The 16,546-nt window shown below is 58.4% G+C and carries 18 protein-coding genes and 1 pseudogene; 9 read left to right on the forward strand and 10 right to left on the reverse strand.

Features of this window, described 5'->3' with window-relative positions:
• Positions 1 to 12: 12 nt before the first annotated feature.
• Together ribD and nrdR are read right to left on the reverse strand one after the other, a co-directional pair.
• A complete protein-coding gene (gene ribD, locus ACODS3_RS02390; RefSeq protein WP_304575591.1) occupies positions 13 to 1,158 on the reverse strand; it encodes a bifunctional diaminohydroxyphosphoribosylaminopyrimidine deaminase/5-amino-6-(5-phosphoribosylamino)uracil reductase RibD in 1,146 nt (381 codons plus the stop codon).
• On the reverse strand, positions 1,155 to 1,619 hold the full coding sequence (gene nrdR, locus ACODS3_RS02395) for a transcriptional regulator NrdR (protein ID WP_003317051.1): 465 nt from the start codon (positions 1,617 to 1,619) through the stop codon (positions 1,155 to 1,157). Before nrdR ends, ribD begins: the two co-directional genes overlap by 4 nt.
• A 204-nt stretch (positions 1,620 to 1,823) precedes the next feature.
• Here nrdR and ACODS3_RS02400 point away from each other — a divergent pair, with 204 nt between their 5' ends.
• The 3 genes from ACODS3_RS02400 (at position 1,824) to trxA (ending at position 3,890) form a co-directional block, all read left to right on the forward strand.
• Positions 1,824 to 2,273, forward strand: coding sequence for a YbaY family lipoprotein (locus tag ACODS3_RS02400; RefSeq protein ID WP_201018634.1), 450 nt, complete (start codon positions 1,824 to 1,826; stop codon positions 2,271 to 2,273).
• Entirely contained in the window at positions 2,270 to 2,923 is a 654-nt protein-coding gene (locus ACODS3_RS02405; protein ID WP_201018633.1) for a class I SAM-dependent methyltransferase, read from the forward strand. The genes ACODS3_RS02400 and ACODS3_RS02405 overlap by 4 nt, the downstream gene beginning before the upstream one ends.
• Before the next feature lie 94 nt (positions 2,924 to 3,017).
• Positions 3,018 to 3,890 carry a thioredoxin gene (gene trxA / locus ACODS3_RS02410; RefSeq protein ID WP_201018632.1) on the forward strand — a complete coding sequence of 291 codons (873 nt, stop codon included), beginning with the start codon at positions 3,018 to 3,020 and terminating at the stop codon, positions 3,888 to 3,890.
• Positions 3,891 to 3,939: 49 nt separating this feature from the next.
• Here trxA and ACODS3_RS02415 read toward each other — a convergent pair whose 3' ends face one another.
• Genes ACODS3_RS02415 through ACODS3_RS02430 form a run of 4 tightly spaced genes read right to left on the reverse strand, consistent with a single transcriptional unit; the run spans position 3,940 to position 6,764 of the window.
• Positions 3,940 to 4,296, reverse strand: coding sequence for a hypothetical protein (locus ACODS3_RS02415; RefSeq protein WP_201018631.1), 357 nt, complete (start codon positions 4,294 to 4,296; stop codon positions 3,940 to 3,942).
• A 42-nt stretch (positions 4,297 to 4,338) separates the two neighbouring features.
• Complete coding sequence (locus ACODS3_RS02420; protein ID WP_201018630.1) at positions 4,339 to 4,755, reverse strand: nuclear transport factor 2 family protein; 417 nt, start codon at positions 4,753 to 4,755, stop codon at positions 4,339 to 4,341.
• 12 nt (positions 4,756 to 4,767) lie between these two features.
• On the reverse strand, positions 4,768 to 5,706 hold the full coding sequence (locus tag ACODS3_RS02425) for an aldo/keto reductase (protein ID WP_489033087.1): 939 nt from the start codon (positions 5,704 to 5,706) through the stop codon (positions 4,768 to 4,770).
• Positions 5,703 to 6,764, reverse strand: a complete 1,062-nt coding sequence (locus ACODS3_RS02430) for a type III polyketide synthase (RefSeq protein ID WP_489033089.1) — start codon at positions 6,762 to 6,764, stop codon at positions 5,703 to 5,705. Before ACODS3_RS02430 ends, ACODS3_RS02425 begins: the two co-directional genes overlap by 4 nt.
• Before the next feature lie 211 nt (positions 6,765 to 6,975).
• On the opposite strand from ACODS3_RS02430, the gene ACODS3_RS02435 reads away from it, so the two are divergent.
• The 5 genes from ACODS3_RS02435 to ACODS3_RS02455 all read left to right on the forward strand — a co-directional run bounded on the left by ACODS3_RS02435 (position 6,976) and on the right by ACODS3_RS02455 (position 10,935).
• Positions 6,976 to 7,554 (forward strand): DUF2796 domain-containing protein, encoded by a 579-nt coding sequence (locus ACODS3_RS02435; protein ID WP_201018627.1) that lies wholly within the window; start codon positions 6,976 to 6,978, stop codon positions 7,552 to 7,554.
• 80 nt (positions 7,555 to 7,634) lie between these two features.
• Positions 7,635 to 8,345, forward strand: coding sequence for an ABC transporter ATP-binding protein (locus ACODS3_RS02440; protein WP_201018626.1), 711 nt, complete (start codon positions 7,635 to 7,637; stop codon positions 8,343 to 8,345).
• A 1-nt stretch (position 8,346) separates the two neighbouring features.
• The gene (locus ACODS3_RS02445; protein WP_304575597.1) at positions 8,347 to 9,612 is read left to right on the forward strand and encodes an ABC transporter permease; all 1,266 of its coding nucleotides are present in this window, start codon (positions 8,347 to 8,349) and stop codon (positions 9,610 to 9,612) included.
• Between the two features lie 11 nt (positions 9,613 to 9,623).
• Complete coding sequence (locus ACODS3_RS02450; protein WP_201006990.1) at positions 9,624 to 10,145, forward strand: DUF3299 domain-containing protein; 522 nt, start codon at positions 9,624 to 9,626, stop codon at positions 10,143 to 10,145.
• Between the two features lie 103 nt (positions 10,146 to 10,248).
• Entirely contained in the window at positions 10,249 to 10,935 is a 687-nt protein-coding gene (locus ACODS3_RS02455) for an OmpW/AlkL family protein (protein WP_201006992.1), read from the forward strand.
• A 63-nt stretch (positions 10,936 to 10,998) separates the two neighbouring features.
• Here the strand turns inward: ACODS3_RS02455 and ACODS3_RS02460 are convergent, their stop codons facing one another.
• The 4 genes and pseudogenes from ACODS3_RS02460 to ACODS3_RS02475 form a co-directional block, all read right to left on the reverse strand.
• Positions 10,999 to 11,475 (reverse strand): hypothetical protein, encoded by a 477-nt coding sequence (locus ACODS3_RS02460; RefSeq protein WP_489033093.1) that lies wholly within the window; start codon positions 11,473 to 11,475, stop codon positions 10,999 to 11,001.
• A gap of 210 nt (positions 11,476 to 11,685) precedes the next feature.
• A complete protein-coding gene (locus tag ACODS3_RS02465; RefSeq protein ID WP_304575599.1) occupies positions 11,686 to 12,615 on the reverse strand; it encodes an NAD-dependent epimerase/dehydratase family protein in 930 nt (309 codons plus the stop codon).
• Positions 12,608 to 13,492, reverse strand: a complete 885-nt coding sequence (locus ACODS3_RS02470) for a sugar nucleotide-binding protein (RefSeq protein ID WP_201006998.1) — start codon at positions 13,490 to 13,492, stop codon at positions 12,608 to 12,610. Before ACODS3_RS02470 ends, ACODS3_RS02465 begins: the two co-directional genes overlap by 8 nt.
• A 160-nt stretch (positions 13,493 to 13,652) precedes the next feature.
• Positions 13,653 to 15,695, reverse strand: a pseudogene (locus ACODS3_RS02475) (mechanosensitive ion channel family protein); the annotation flags it as partial.
• 253 nt (positions 15,696 to 15,948) lie between these two features.
• Between ACODS3_RS02475 and ACODS3_RS02480 the strand changes: the two are divergent.
• Positions 15,949 to 16,530 carry a TetR/AcrR family transcriptional regulator gene (locus ACODS3_RS02480; protein WP_489033143.1) on the forward strand — a complete coding sequence of 194 codons (582 nt, stop codon included), beginning with the start codon at positions 15,949 to 15,951 and terminating at the stop codon, positions 16,528 to 16,530.
• Positions 16,531 to 16,546 lie beyond the last annotated feature (16 nt).

Consider the following 16,546-nt stretch of genomic DNA (forward strand, 5'->3'; position numbering starts at 1 on the left):
GAAAGCCGGGAATTATACGCCGTGAGCCGGAACAGGGAGAGCAATGACTCGCCAGTCATTACCGACTGCGCGCATTTCTACGATGTTCAGTTCCAGGGCTTCGCTCATTTGTGCCAGAGGCAGGTCAAGCAGCGGCCGGGCCGTGGAGCCCAGGAACTTGCCCGCGATGAAAATCTGATATTCGTCAACCAGCCCGAGGCGGGTGAAAGCGCCGGCCAGACGTGGCCCCGCCTCGACCAGCACGTCATTGACGCCACGCGCCGCCAGTTCGACCAGCAACTTGCGCAAGTCCACATGACCATCGTTGTTGGCCAAGGCCAGCATTTCGTGGCCTTCATCGTGATAACGACTACGAGCCGACGCCGCTGCACGGGTCGCGACAAGCGCGCTGCCCGCCTTGAAGAACGGTGCATCCAGCGGCACTCGCAAACGGCTGTCGATCAATACCCGCAAGGGAGGGCGCGTGGCGGCCAGGGCGCTCAGCTCCGCATTCAGGCCGAGTTCATCGGGGCGCACGGTCAGGCGAGCCTTGTCGGCCAGCACCGTATCGGCACCGGTCAGGACAACACTCGACTGCGCTCGCAGCCGCTGTACCGCAGAACGTGCCTCGGGGCCGGTGATCCACTGGCTTTCACCGCTGGCCATGGCCGTGCGGCCATCCAGACTCATGGCCAGTTTGACCCGCACATAGGGCAGGCCTTTTTCCATTCGCTTGAGGAAACCCTTGTTCAGCGCACGGGCCTCAGGCTCAAGTACGCCGCACTGGACCGCGATGCCCGCGTTCATCAAACGCAACAACCCGCGCCCGGCAACTTCAGGATTGGGATCCTGCATGGCTGCGACGACACGGGCGACACCTATATTGATCAGCGCATCGGCACAAGGCGGCGTGCGGCCATGGTGGCTGCACGGTTCCAACGTGACATAGGCGGTTGCGCCACGGGCCTTGTCGCCCGCCTGACGCAAGGCATGCACTTCGGCATGGGGCTCACCTGCCCGCGCATGCCAGCCCTCGCCCACAATCTTGCCGTCGCGCACGATCACGCAGCCAACGCGGGGGTTGGGGTGTGCGGAATAGATGCCCTTGCGCGCCAGTTCCAGTGCGCGGGCCATGTAATGGACGTCCAGAGCGTCCTGCTCAACCAACGCTGTACTCATTCTTTACCCGGCTCACGAGCGAGACGATCGATTTCCTCGCGAAACTCGTTGAGATCCTGAAAACGTCGGTAGACCGAAGCAAAACGGATATAAGCCACTTCATCGAGCTTTTGCAGCTCGGTCATGACCAGTTCGCCCACCACCAGAGATTTGACTTCCCGCTCACCCGTTGCGCGCAGCTTGTGCTTGATATGCACAAGGGCCGCCTCAAGGCGCTCGACGCTCACGGGCCGCTTTTCAAGAGCCCGCTGCATGCCAGCACGCAGTTTTTCTTCGTCGAAAGGCTGTCGACTGCCGTCCTGCTTGATCAGGCGAGGCAGGACCAGTTCGGCCGTTTCGAAGGTAGTGAAACGCTCACCGCAAGCGAGGCACTCGCGACGGCGACGAACCTGTTCGCCTTCGGCAACAAGGCGTGAGTCGATGACTTTGGTGTCATTGGCACCGCAGAAGGGACAGTGCATGGTGGCAGGCAACAAAAAATGGGGAGCGCCATGGTAGCGCATCTCGCTGGCAAGACAAGACTTCGGCAGCATACGAATACGGGCTGCACATCGTTAATGCGTTATAAAAGTGCATCAAGGCGATGTGAAACTGCCTGCATTCGGTAATACTGCATCACGGCCTTTTTATCAGCCCTCTGTATTTTGTTTTTGTTGGAGCCGTTCATGACGTTACGCCCCATTGCCTTGCTCGGGCTCATCGGCCTGCTGAGCGCTTGCAGCAGCACTGAAGCCCCACAACCGGCTCCCGCCAAACCCGCAGTGACAGCGCCCAAGGTTCCAGCAGGCCCAGGCCCGTTGTTGCCTCATCAACGGGAACTGAGCGGGCAACTCTTGGGTGTACCTGCCAATGCAGAAGTCGAACTGGCAGTGCTGGTGATCGACGAGCGTGGCCGCCCGCAGAAACTGCTGACCAGCACCAAGCTGCAAGGCAACGGCCAGTCGCTGCCCTTCCAGTTGCGCTTTAACCCGGAAGCCTTCCCGGTTGGCCAGCGGGTCGAGTTGCGCGGGCGCGCCAGTAAATCAGGGCAACTGATCCTGCATCTGCCGTCGTTGCGTATCGAGCAACCCACCACTCAAGCATTGGGACAGTTGCAGTTCGTCAGCGCGCCATGACTGCGCCGCCAGCACTTCAGCAGTCGCTGAGCCAGTTGCTTGGCGACGCCCGCCTGGTCGCCACTGCGCTACCGGGCACTGAGCTGAAACTGTGGCTGATCGACGCCGACAACATGGATCGTGCCTTCAGCCATGACGAGACACGCCGCATTCTGGAAGAGCCGCCTTACTGGAGTTTCTGCTGGGCCAGCGGCCTGGCGTTGGCACGCTTTCTGGCCGAGCACCCGCACTGGGTCGCAGGCAAGCGTGTACTGGATTTCGGGGCAGGCTCCGGTGTTGCAGGCATTGCCGCTGTCAGGGCCGGTGCCGCCGAAGTGGTCGCGTGCGACCTGGACCCGCTGGCGCTGGCGGCCTGTCAGGCCAATGCTGAACTCAATGACGTGCAACTGAATTACTCGGCAGATTTCTTTGCCGAGGCCGATCGTTTCGACCTGATCCTGGTCGCAGATGTTTTGTATGACCGTGCCAACCTGCCTTTGCTGGATCAGTTCCTCAGCCGGGGCCGCCAGGCACTGGTTGCAGATTCACGGGTCCGCGACTTCAAACATGCAGCCTATCAACGCCTGGCGATGTTGCATGCTCACACCCTTCCCGATCTGGCAGAGCCCCATGAGTTTCGCGACGTCAGCCTGTATCACGCCCAACGCTGAAGCCGCACCGCAGGTCTTGCCCTGATACTCGCCGCTTTCAGCAATGCCTTGGGGCCTTTATAGTTGGCGGCATTCAGATTTTGCGAGACACGCAATGAGCCAGGACACTTCTTACATCTTCGAGACAACCGCAGCGAATTTCGACCAGTTGGTGATCGACAAGTCATTCGATCAGCCCGTGCTGGTGGATTTCTGGGCAGAGTGGTGTGCGCCTTGCAAAGTGCTGATGCCGTTGCTGGAGCAGATCACCGCGAGCTATCAGGGTGAATTGCTGCTGGCCAAGGTCAATTGCGATATCGAACAGGAAATCGTCGCCCGCTTTGGCATCCGCAGCCTGCCGACGGTGGTGCTGTTCAAGGACGGCCAGCCGGTGGATGGTTTTGCCGGGGCGCAGCCCGAGTCGGAAATCCGCAAGATTCTCGAACAGCATGTGGTCATGCCGCCTCCTCCAGCAGCTGATCCACTGCAACAGGCCCAAGCGCTGTTTGCCGAAAGCCGTTTCTCCGATGCCGAGGCGGTGCTCAAGGTTCTGCTGGGCGAAGACAATACCAATGCAGCGGCGCTGATCCTGTATGCACGCTGCCTGGCTGAGCGCGGCGAGTTGGGCGAAGCCCGCACCGTGCTGGATGCGGTCAAGAGCGACGCCCACAAGGCAGAGCTGGCAGGTGCCAGGGCGCAACTGACCTTCCTGGCCGAGGCGGCCACACTGCCGGATACCGCAGAGCTGAAAACACGTCTGGCGCAAAATCCGCAGGACGACGAAGCTTCACATCAACTGGCCGTCCAGCAATTGTCCCGCCAGCAATACGAAGCAGCGCTGGAAGGCCTGCTCAAGCTGTTCATCCGCAACCGCAATTACGCCGAGGGTCTGCCGCACAAGACCCTGCTGCAAGTGTTCGATCTGCTGGGCAATGACCATCCGCTGGTGACCACCTACCGTCGCAAGTTGTTTGCAGCGTTGTATTGAGCGGCCCTTCCTGGCGATTTACCCGGGCTCTTCGCGAATGAATTCGCTCCTACGGTGAGCTGATTTCGACCCAGCTATACAGCGGTGCATCAGCGCCGCTTTCGACTTTCACATTGGCGCTATGGCGCAGACGCACCAGCAGGCGCTTGCCTGCGGCGGTGCTGCCGGTCAGCCCTTCCAGTTTCCCCAGCAGATCCGGCCCACTGAGTTGCCCGGCCTTTTGCAACAGGTCCTTGGCGAGCTGCCAGATCTTGTCGTCCTGATTGACCGGCCGGCTCTCCACAACGCTGCTCGCCTCGGGGGCAGCGGCCTTGAGCTGGGCACCCAGTTGCGCCCAGTCACCGTCGTCCAGTTCCAACGTCAAATCCACAGGCCATTGGCCGATGGTTCCACGAATACGCAACATGCTCTGTCTCCTCGCTTGGCTGGGGTACATGCTCCCACAGCATCAGACACAGAGCCAGCGAGCAGCCCGCGCATCATCCCCCATCAGAAAGCCGCCAAAGGCTCCTGCGTCGTAGGCGTTTTCCCAGTGCTCGATGACCTTTCCTTCACGAAAACGCCACAGCCCGCAGAACGGCATGCAGATGCTCTTGTCGGCGGACGTTGCGCGCAGGTTTCCGAGAACCGTACCGAAATACTCATTGGCGATGATTTCCTGCACATCCATGTACAGCGAATAGTGCGTCAGAGCGATGAGATCGACTTCATGAGAGCGCACCGCCTCCTTGCCAATGGCGGTGGGCGGGCAGGCATTCTGATCGGCCTTGTGCAACACGATGTCATCGTCCGCGAACTCGGCAATACGGGCCAGATCCTCATAGATAGCCCGCAGGGTTGCGATATTCCGCTGGCAGGTGCTCATGGCATTTCCTCCTCAGCGCTCGGGACGCCAGGTCGGCAGCGAAAGACTATCGACCTCCCGAACAATGGCTGACAGTTGATCCTCATCCAGTTGCACGCTCACAGCCTTGGCGTTTTCCTCCAGATGGGCGATGGACGTGGTTCCGGGAATCAGCACTGTGCCAGGGGCATGATTGAACAGCCACGCCAGAGCCAGTTGCGAAGGTGTCAGGCCATATTGGCTGGCAAGCGGCTGCAACGCACTGTCAGACCCGACAAGCGCGCCATGGCCGAGCGGGAACCATGGAATGAACGCGATATTCAGTGCCTGTGCCCGCTGCAATACCGGCTCATCAGTGCGGTCGGCAATGTTGTAGAGGTTCTCGACGGCAGCAATGTTCGCCACACGATGGGCCTGCTCCAACTGCTCAAGCGTCACGCCAGGCTGGTTGGATAATCCGATATGGCGGATCTTGCCCTGCTCGCGCAAACGGACAAGCTCGCCCAGAGAATCGGCCAGCGGTACTTGAGGATCGATGCTGTGCAATTGATACAAGTCGATGCGTTCGACCTGAAGGCGGCGCAAGCTGATTTCCACCTGCTGACGCAAATACTCGGGTCGCCCCAAGGGCTCGATATACGGAGCACCCGGCGCGCCATGTATCCAGTCATTGGGGCCAGACCGCAGCATTCCGCCCTTGGTGGAAATGACCAGATCCTCAGGATATGGATGAAGCGCACTGCGAATGATGGCTTCGTTATCACCCGGCCCGTAAGAGTCTGCCGTGTCGATGAACGTGACGCCCAACTCATGAACGGCATGACGCAGCACGGCCTTGGCCTGCTCAGGATTTTCCGCAGGCCCCCACATGCCGTAGCCGGTCAGGTGCATGGCGCCATAACCCATGCGCTTGATGGGCATGTCACCTCCCAGCAAAAAAGTATCGGGCGCTGAAGATGCTGTAACAGTCATGGTGAAACCTCCCTGTTGTTCCATGTACCCAAGGTTATTTCAGCGGTGATACCAGGACCGAACCCGGCAATGATTCCGCGCGCGCCCTGCCGGGCGCCGCCGGCCTCGAACAGTCGGCGCAATGCATCCATCACAACCGCAGATGCGATGTTGCCGTACTCGGTCAAAGTGGCCCGACTGTGGACAAACAGAGCGCAATCCACGCCCAGATAGTGCGACAGGTCATCGAGAATCCGCGGACCACCGGCGTGGATGATGTAGAAATCCAGATCGTCGGCCTGCCAGCCATGATCCGCAGCCACCGAACGCAGCTCAGGCGCCAGTTGCGCCATGGTTCCCGGTACCCGTCGGTCAAGGCAGAAGTGAAAACCGGTGGCTTTGACGGCATAGCTGATCCAGTCTTCGGTGCCCAGCACCAGACGCGAGCCATTGCCCACCAGTTGGATGCCCTCACCGCCCTGACCTCGCACCACCGCAGCAGCCAGCGCATCGCCGAACAGGCCATTGGACAGCAGATTGCCGACCGTCATGTCCGTTGGCTGGTAACACAGCGAACAGAACTCGCAGGCCACAATCAGCACGTTGGCCTCCTGATAGGCCAGGCAGAAATCGTGGGCGCGATTGATGGCCGAGCCGCCAGCCGCACACCCCAGTTGGGCAATGGGTATCTGTCGTGTATCGCTGCGAAACTCCAGTTCATTGATCATCCAGGCCGTCAGCGAAGGCATCATGAAACCGGTGCAGGACACATAGATGATTGCGTCAATCTGCCGGGGAAGCAGTTGGGCATTACTCAACGCCCGGCTCACGACATCGGGAATGCGGGCCTTGGCTTCACGCTCATAGGTCCGGTTACGCATCTCGAAGCCCGGATGTTCCAGAGTCTGTTCTATCGATTGCACCAAATGGCGTTTGCTTACCTTGGTATTGCGGATCAGACGCCGCACAAGCGGCAACTGAGGATGATGCGGATACAGGCTGGAAACGAGCGCCAGCGTTTCCTCAAGACTGATCGTGAACTCCGGCACGGCAACGGCCGGGCAACAAAGCGTTGGCATGTTTCTCTCTCCCTGAGACTCGGTCCTGAACCGATCGAATGCCTTCTTCATTTGACGGTAGGAGGAATTTCAGGCGCTATGAGATTGCTTCGTCATAACTTGAGTGCGTTGTATGCCAAATCGAAGGCGCACATAAAAAACAGGTCACCCGCGCCGCCAATTGTTATAAGATCACATAACAGATTTTTTCAAATCATGTCCGGAGTCCGTCATGCGTCGTCTGCTTCTTGCTCTACCCTTCGCCTTGCTGCCACTGGCCGTTGCCAATGCTGCCGAACCACACGATCACGAACACGAGCATGGCAGCCTGGGCGCGCATGAACATGGCGTGGGTCGTCTGGATGTGGTGCTTTCGGGCAAGACTCTAGAGCTGGAATTCGAGAGCCCGGCCATGAACATTGTGGGCTTCGAGCATGCAGCGACGTCTGCCGAGGACAAGGCAAAACTGGCCAAGGCTCGCGAGCAACTGCTCAAGCCCAATGCCCTGTTCAGCATCTCGGATGCCGCCAACTGTTCGGCTACCTCGGTGAAGCTTGAAAGCCCACTGTTCGGCGACAAGGATGACGATCATGATGACCACGCCAAAGACGGCGACGAACATCACGAACACAGTGAGATCAAAGGCCATTACAAGTTCGTCTGCGACGCTCCGGCCATTCTGAAAAAGCTGGATCTGACCCAGATTTTCCTGACCTTCCCCGATACCAAGAAGCTCCAGGTACAGTTGATCTCGCCAAGCGGCCAGTCCGGCGCAGAAGTGATTGCGGCGAACCCGTCGATCAAGTTCTGATTACCGCGTGCTGTAGAACGACCGGGCCTGGCCCGGTCTTTTACTTTTCATGTACACCTCAACACACCGCGAGTCAGGCTATGACCCAAGCACTTATCGAGCTGTCGGACCTGAGCTTCAACTGGCCCGGGCATCCGCAATTGCTGGACATCCCGGCCTTTCGCCTGGAGCCGGGAGAAACACTGTTCCTCAAAGGCCCGAGCGGCAGTGGCAAGACCACCTTGCTGGGCCTGCTGGGTGGCGTACAGAAACCGGGGAGCGGCAGCATTCGTCTGTTGGGCCAGGACTTGTCGCAATTGTCGGCAGGTGCGCGGGATCGCTTTCGGGTTGACCACACGGGTTATATCTTCCAGCAGTTCAACCTGCTGCCGTTTCTCTCGGTACGGGAGAACATCGAACTGCCCTGCCACTTCTCCAAAGTCCGGGCCGAACGGGCAAAACAGCGTCATGGCAGTGTCGAGCAAGCCACCAGCACGTTGCTCGCACACCTGGGCTTGAAAGACCCGGCATTGTTGACCCGACGCGCCGGTTCCCTGTCCATCGGCCAGCAACAACGGGTTGCGGCGGCTCGTGCCTTGATCGGCCAGCCAGAGCTGGTGATCGCCGACGAACCCACCTCGGCACTGGATGCCGATACCCGGGAGTCCTTCATTCGCCTGTTGTTTGCAGAATGCCGTGAAGCCGGGTCCAGCCTGTTGTTTGTCAGCCATGACCAGAGCCTGGCGCCCCTGTTCGACCGCAACCTGTCGTTGTCCGAACTCAATCGCGCTGCCGTCGACGTGGAGATTTGAGATGTATCTGTTTCGTCTGGCAATGGCCAGTCTGGCCAACCGCCGCTTCACCGCATTCCTTACCGTTTTCGCCATTGCCCTGTCGGTCTGCCTGTTACTGGCCGTCGAGCGGGTACGTACCGAGGCTCGCGCCAGCTTCGCCAGCACCATCAGCGGTACGGACCTGATCGTCGGCGCACGTTCCGGCTCGATCAACCTGCTGCTCTACTCGGTCTTTCGCATCGGTAATGCCACCAACAACATTCGCTGGGACAGTTTCGAGCACCTGGCCAATCACAAACAGGTGAAATGGGCGATCCCGATTTCCCTGGGCGACTCCCATCGCGGCTATCGGGTGATGGGCACCAACGAATCCTATTTCGAGAACTACCAGTACGGCCGCCAGCAACATCTGACACTGGCTGATGGTCGTGCCTTCCAGACCGATCCGTTTGAAGTGGTCCTGGGTTCGGAGGTCGCCAGGGCCCTGCACTACAAGCTGGGCGACAAGCTGGTACTGGCTCATGGCGTGGCCGCAATCAGCCTGGTCAAGCATGACGACAAGCCGTTCACGGTGGTGGGAATACTGAAACCGACTGGCACACCGGTCGACCGCACGCTGCATATCAGCCTGGGCGGTATGGAGGCCATTCACATTGACTGGCACAACGGCGCGCCTGCACGGGGCAATGAGCGTATCTCTGCCGATCAGGCACGCAACATGGACCTGACGCCCACGGCAATCACTGCGGTCATGCTGGGCCTGAACAGCAAGATTGCGACGTTCAGCCTGCAACGCGAGATCAATGAGTTCCGCGGCGAACCGCTGCTGGCGATTCTGCCCGGTGTGGCCTTGCAAGAGTTGTGGAGCCTGATGGGGACCGCCGAAAAAGCCCTTTTCGTGATTTCATTGTTCGTGGTGCTCACGGGGCTTATTGGTATGCTGACGGCTATCTTGACCAGCCTGAACGAGCGTCGTCGTGAAATGGCGATCCTCAGATCGGTCGGCGCACGTCCCTGGCACATCGCAAGCCTGCTGATTCTTGAAGCCTTCGCACTGGCGTTGGCGGGCGTCGTCAGTGGCCTTGTACTGCTCTATCTCGGGATTTTTCTGGCGCAGGATTACGTGCAGGACACTTACGGTTTGTACCTGTCCTCTATGCCACCTGGCCAATATGAATGGAAATTGCTCGGTGGCATCCTTGCTGCTGCGCTGTTGATGGGTACCGTGCCAGCATGGCGAGCCTACAGGCAATCGCTGGCCGATGGGCTATCGATTCGCTTATGAGGAACTCAACAATGCGGCGCTTGCTGATAACCCTGCTGCTCTCGGCCAGCACTTCGGTGTGGGCCGTCGAGCCGCGCGAGCTGACCTGGAATGACATGATTCCACCCGATGCACCTGTCGTGGCGCCGATTACAGCGCCACTGCATGACATGTCGAAGCTGTCCGATGCACTGGCCATGGAGTCGGCACCGGCAGCAAGACAACTGGCGCCCCATGCACCTGTCGTCAAGGCACTGGATGGCAAGCTGGTACGTCTGCCGGGGTACATCGTGCCACTTGAGGTCAGCGAGGAAGGTCGGGTGACGGAGTTTTTGCTGGTGCCGTATTTCGGTGCCTGCATTCATGTTCCGCCCCCGCCCGCCAACCAGATCGTGCACGTCACCAGTGAGCTGGGCGTGAAGGTCGATGAACTGTATCAACCGTACTGGATTGAAGGACCGATGCAGGCAAAATCATCGACCAGCGAGTTGGCCGAGGCGGGTTATCAAATGCAGGCAGACAAGATATTTGTCTACGAATTGCCGGATTCGTGAAGTTTCCGGGGCTCTCAACAGTTTCATTGAGCTGTATCAAAGTCGCCTCAAAACAGCGCTTTAACATTAGCCCATAAAACTTACTGACCCCTTGGAGCCACTCATGAAAAAGTCCTTGCTTCGCGCTTCACTCATAGCGCTCGCCATCGCCGCCCCTACTGCCGCACAGGCCTATGAGGCGGGTGATTTCATCGTCCGTGCCGGCGCCGCGCATGTCCAACCTAACGAAGACAGCGGCGAGGTGAAGCTCGACGGCTCCAGAGTCTCTGGCACCAAGGCAAGCCTTGATGGCAATACGCAACTCGGCCTGACCTTCGCCTACATGCTGACTTCTCATGTCGGTATCGAACTGCTGGCAGCAACCCCTTTCAGCCACACGGTTTCAGTCAGCGGCCTTGGCCCTGGGCTTGACGGCAAACTGGCCGATGTCAAACACCTGCCACCGACCCTGTCCCTGCAATACTACCCGATGGAGCCTTCGTCGAAGTTCCAGCCTTATGCAGGCATCGGTATCAACTACACCACTTTCTTTGACACCGACCTGACCGGCAACCGCAAGGATCAGGGCTTCAGCAACCTCAAGCTCAAGGATTCGGTTGGCCTGGCTGGCCAGTTGGGCGTTGATTACCTGATCACCGACAACGTCCTGCTCAACGCCTCGGTCTGGTATGTCGATATCGACACCGAAGCCACCGTGGATGGCCCATCAGCCCTGAGCGTCGGCAAGACCAAAGTCAATGTAGACATCGACCCATGGGTCTACATGGTGGGCGTGGGTTACAAGTTCTGATATCCATGACACACCCCGATAAACGCACAAAGGCACCCTGATGGGTGCTTTTGTCGCTTTGGGCTAAGCACGGTTTATCTGAAACAAGGCACCGTCGACATGCGCGATAGAAACCTCTGCCAGATTTGCCGGCCCTTCAGGTAGTTGCAACTCATAGAAAGCCAGCAGAAACAGCTCTGGCGTTAATAGGGCACCGCTGCTGTCGCTGTCAAAAAACTTGCCGATGGTGAGTAGAAGAACCCCGACAGAAACGATAGGGCCGGGATAGATCTGAATGATCTGCCCAAAGGTCGGCCCGGTCTGACTGTCATAACTGATGACTTCGGGACCAAACACAATAGTGAAGAAACCAACCAGAATCATCAGCCAGGCAGAGATGCCAAGTAACAGAAAAGGCAGGGAGAGCGGGTTTTGTCCAGTATTTTTATAGTGCTCCAGATACTGTGCATATTCCTCGGCAAAACCGGCCACGACCAGCTCACACGGCAACGTGTCCACTACAATTTTTTTAATGGGGCTGACTTCGTTTTCGCTCTTCATTCCATACGCTCCGTGTAAAAGGGCGTTGGATGCTAAAGGCTATTTAAACGTTTTAAAATTTCAAAAAGGCAAACTACAAACGATACGGAAATGCCCTACAGCCATCTAGGAAAACGGCTACATTTATAAGTAACAACCAGCAATAGTTACTACCCGAATACCCTGTTCACAAGACTTACAACTCACCTGCAAACAGGGCAACCCGGGTATTCAACGCTCAAGCAAACGTGCCAGTCCTACACTCAACGGTGTCGTTTCTTCGAGCGTGAAACGCTCCAGCAGACGCTGGTTGTCCGCCCTTGAGTGGCGAATGTCGCCAGAACGTGGCGCCTGATAGCTGACTGGCGGCAAGCTCCCGACGACGTCCGATAACGCTGCCAACAGCTGATTAAGCGAAGTGGCCTTGTTCAATCCGACATTGATCGCGCCTTCGGCCGGGTTCTTTTGCTCAAGAGCCTGGATCAGCAGCCTGGCCAGATCGCCGATGTAGAAGAAGTCCCGCGTCTGTTCGCCATCACCAAACACCGTGATCGGCAGCCCTTTCTCGACACGCTCGGCAAAAATACTGATCACACCGGAATAAGGCGATGACGGGTCCTGGCGAGGCCCGAAGATGTTGAAAAAGCGGAACACCACCGGCTCCAGCCCGTGTTGACGACGATAGAAGTCCAGATACTGCTCGCTGGCCAGCTTGTCCGAGGCATAAGGCGTCAACGGCGCTTTGGTCGTGTCTTCGGTGATCGACTCACCTTCACCATTGTTGCCGTACACCGCAGCACTGGACGCGAACAGGACGCGCTTGATACCCGCTTCGCGCATGGCTTCACAGACGTTCAACGTACCGATGAAGTTGCTTTGATGGGTTTTGACCGGGTCTTCTACCGATGCCTGCACCGAAGCAACCGCCGCCAGATGCACCACTGCCTGACATCCCCGGGCTGCGCGGGTCACCAGAGCACTGTCGGCGACATCGCCTTCGATCAGCTCGATACGAGGGTTATCCAGCGGCAGGTTGCTGCGCTTGCCGGTTGAAAGGTCATCGAGGATGCGCACCGCGTACCCTTGAGCCAACAGGGCATCAGCCAGATGTGAGCCAATGAAGCCAGCACCGCCGGTGATCAGAACTGGAGCGTCAGACATGTCGATAGTACCGATCCAGCAGGCTTGGCAAGCCAGCACGCCAGGCGCGCGGCTTGATGCCGAAAGTATGGAGAATTTTCTTGCAGGCCAGCACGCCATGTTGCGGCTCTTGTGCTGCATCGGGCCGTGCGGCGTGGGCCTGCGCAGTAGGCGACTCGATTGCCAGGGGATGCAGCAGGCGCGCCTCATTGAGAACCGCCTGCCCCAGCGCCAGAGGCGTCGTGGCCTCATGACCGGCGTAGTGGTAAGTCCCCCACAGCGGTGCTGCGCAATCGAGTTGCTTGAGTACCGAGATGATCACGCGGGCAGCATCGTCGATAGGGGTCGGATTTCCACGGCGATCATCGGCCAGCAGCAATTCTTCCGGCTGCTCGGCCCGAGTCAGGAAACGGCCCAGCACACCATCGGCGCTGTCATCCAGCAACCAGCCAAAGCGCAAGAGCACATGTTGCGGGCAAGCCGCACGCACGCTCTGCTCGATACGCCACAAAGCCTGACCCCGCAGCCCCAGAGGCACAGGATCGTCTTTTTCGCTATAGGCAGTTGCACGCGAGCCATCGAACACTCGATAGCTGGACGGCTGAAGAAGCACAATGTTGTGGTGCTGACACAGTTCGGACAGGCGCTCGACAGAGCGCTCCTGGTGGGTCAGACGCGCTTCGCTCACTGTCTCCGCCTGAAACCAGTCGAAGTAGTAAGCAAGGTTGATCAAGGCATCGGGACGGGTGTCATCGAGCAGTTGCGTCAGGCTCGCCGCATCCCAACCGTCTTGCGGTGGACGCGGCGCGAGGAAACCAATGTCTTCCTCGGCACCCAGACGAATCAGCGCCTGCCCGAGGGCATTCCCGCCGCCCAATAGCATAAGGCGCATTCGCATAGAGTCAGCAGGCTCGGTATCAGAATCATCAAATAATCAGGTGAAAAACGCCTGCAAACATATCACGTTGGCCGCTAACCCCCAACAGTTGCAGCCAAGGAGCGAATTCATTCGTGAATGAATTCGCTTGTAAGGCTTACTCAGCGGCAGGTGCCGGAGCGGGATTCATCACCACCTGTGGATAAGTCTGGGCAAAACGAACGTCCGGATGCTTATCCACAAGCCGTTTAAGACGCTCGTTGAAAGCCCGGCCCACACTGTATTGCCCACCCGACGAGGTACGGAACTGTGCGGTCAGGACCACGCCATTGAGATCCATGCGGTCCACACCGAAAACTTCCAGCGGCCCTTGCAGATTGTTCTTGAGCAGAATGTCTTCGGTGATCGATTGCCCTGTTTCGCGGATCAGCGCCATGGCTTCGTCGATATCGGAGTCATAGGTGAACTGCACCGAGAAGAATGCATAGGCAAACTGCCGGGACTGGTTGGTCACCGCCTTGATCTGCCCGAACGGCACCGAATGTACGAACCCCTTGCCGTCACGCAGGCGCACGGTACGAATCGTCAGGCTTTCGACCGAGCCGGAATGGCCGGTACTGAGCACCACCCAATCGCCGACGGAAAAGGTGTCTTCGATGATGATGAACAGGCCGGTGATCACATCCTGTACCAGTTGTTGCGAACCGAAACCGATGGCCAGACCAACGACCCCGGCACCAGCCAGCAAGGGGGCGACATTGATCCCCAGATTGGCCATGGTGGTGATTGCGCAAATCACCACCAGAATGATTTTCACCGCATTACGCAGCAACGGCAGGATGGTCTTGATCCGCGTGCTGGGCTGACGTGCATTGCGATGGTTGACGGGAGGCTTGAGGGCTTCCTGAATGGCCGTGTCGAGCACCACCCACAACAGCCAGGTGACCAGAAAGATCAGGCCGATGCTGCTCAGCGAGTCGCTGATGACTCGTCCGAGTGTATTGCGCTGGGCGAACTCGAACATCGAGAACCCCCAGATCCGTCCCAGGATTTCGATGAACGCTACCGCCAGCAGAATCCGCAACAGCGCATATACCAGACGGAGCAGGCGCGCCTTGTACACATGCCCACCACGTCCGACTTCTTCAGCGGGCTTGAACAGATGCTCGAATACCGTGCTCAGGAATACCGTGCTAATCAGCAACAAGGTGGTGAACAGCGCACACCGCAATGCTTCCTGACTGTCCTCGCCGGCCCCGATCAGGTTGATGGCTGAAACCAGGATCATCAGCAGAATCGGCAAGTGCCACAGGTTGGAGAAGATTTTCAGGGAACGCTGCAATGCGGGCCTCTGCAGGCGGCTGTTCAGCGAGCGGTTACGGATCAGGTGGGCGATCGGGCGACGCACCTTGATCACCAGCATGCAGAACACGACCGAAGCGAAAAGCCCGGTGAACACCGACACGCTGGTGGTGAAGTTGCTGCCCAGTTGCCGGGCAATCTGTGGGCTGGTCAGCGCATCGCTCAGCGCCGCCAGGAAGCCGATGATGAACAACGGCCTCGGGCTGTAGCGACGAATCATGCGCACGGCCGCGCGCTTGTGCCCCGAGTTGAACATGACGATGACGCATAGCAGCACCGACGTGGAAACAATGCCGCTGCTGGTCGCGTAGGCAAAACACAGCGCCAGCGCACGCCCGACGGAAGTCGGCATGAAATGGCTGACATACAGGGTCAACGGCAGGCAGATCACGGCGGGCAATGTAAAAGGCAGCACATATTTCAGCAGGGCCTGACTGCGCTCGCGCACCTGGAGAAACGGCCGTCGATTCAGTCGAATTGCCAGAAAACGCCCCAATGTCGTCAGCACCGCAAACGCACCGATCCACACCACCGACAGAATCAGGAAATCGCCCACTACGCTCCACGGAGAGCGTGCCGTGCGTTTATTGACCAGATCACCGATCTCGTCAGCGGCACGGTCGGCCCGCAAGCGCCAGGCATCCCACAGGCTTTCGTCCAGGTTGAGTGTCCTTTGGATGTCATCGATGCTGGTGCTGATCGCACCGAGCAAACCACCTTGCACCAGAATCTCCGAAGCAGCGGGTTCGGCCTCTGCTGGTTTTTCATCGGTTTTTTCGGCGGGCTTTTCGGCAGCTTTCTCGTCGGGTTTGTCTGCCTTTTTCTCAGTGGCCTTGTCGTCGACCGGAGCCGCTGCCGCCATAGGAAGAGCAGGCACGTCAGCGGCCTGAACATGAAAACTGCCTGCACAAAACAGGAGCCCCAACAGGATCAAGGTTCTTAACTGAGACACCGGACAGTTTCTCCTCTTTGAAATGACCGACAGAGCCAAAACTCCATGCAACTGATTCCGGTTCGGCTCGCAAGTTCGATCATGCCCGCAAATGCATGGCATTTTAAAATCAGCCTGCACGGGTGCTTGACCGATGGAGAACGATCGTTCTACCCTTTTACCCATGACGACCCAAACACCACCCAACGTGCAAGACAAGATTCTGCAAACCGCCGAAACGCTGATCTATCGCATCGGCATTCACGCCATGGGCATGGACTTGCTGGTGCGGACCTCAGGCGTGGCCCGCAAGAGTATCTATCGCTACTTCGCGACCAAGGACGAGATTGCCGCACAGGCATTGAGTGCCCGTGATATCCGCTGGATGCAGTGGTTCAGGACCGAAGCCGACAAGGCCGAAACACCCGAGGAACGCATCCTCGGCATGTTTACAGTGCTCACCGGCTGGTTCGAGTCCGAAGGCTTTCGGGGCTGCGCCTTTATCAATACCGCAGGCGAAATCGGCGACCCTGAAGATCCTGTGCGCCTGATCGCCAAGGACCATAAACAGAAGCTGCTCGATTACGTGCTCGAACTGTGTGAACAACTTCCCGCGTCAGCGCCTGAAGCGCTGGCCAGGCAACTGCTGATCCTGATCGATGGGGCCATTACCCAGGCTCTGGTGATGGGCGATCACGCTGCTGCCAACGATGCCCGCGAGGTGGCCCGACTTCTGCTCAAGGCCGCCAGCCGTTCAACGCCCTGACACTCACCGCCCCGAG

The sequence above is a fragment of the Pseudomonas sp. FG43 genome, assembly GCF_057809175.1.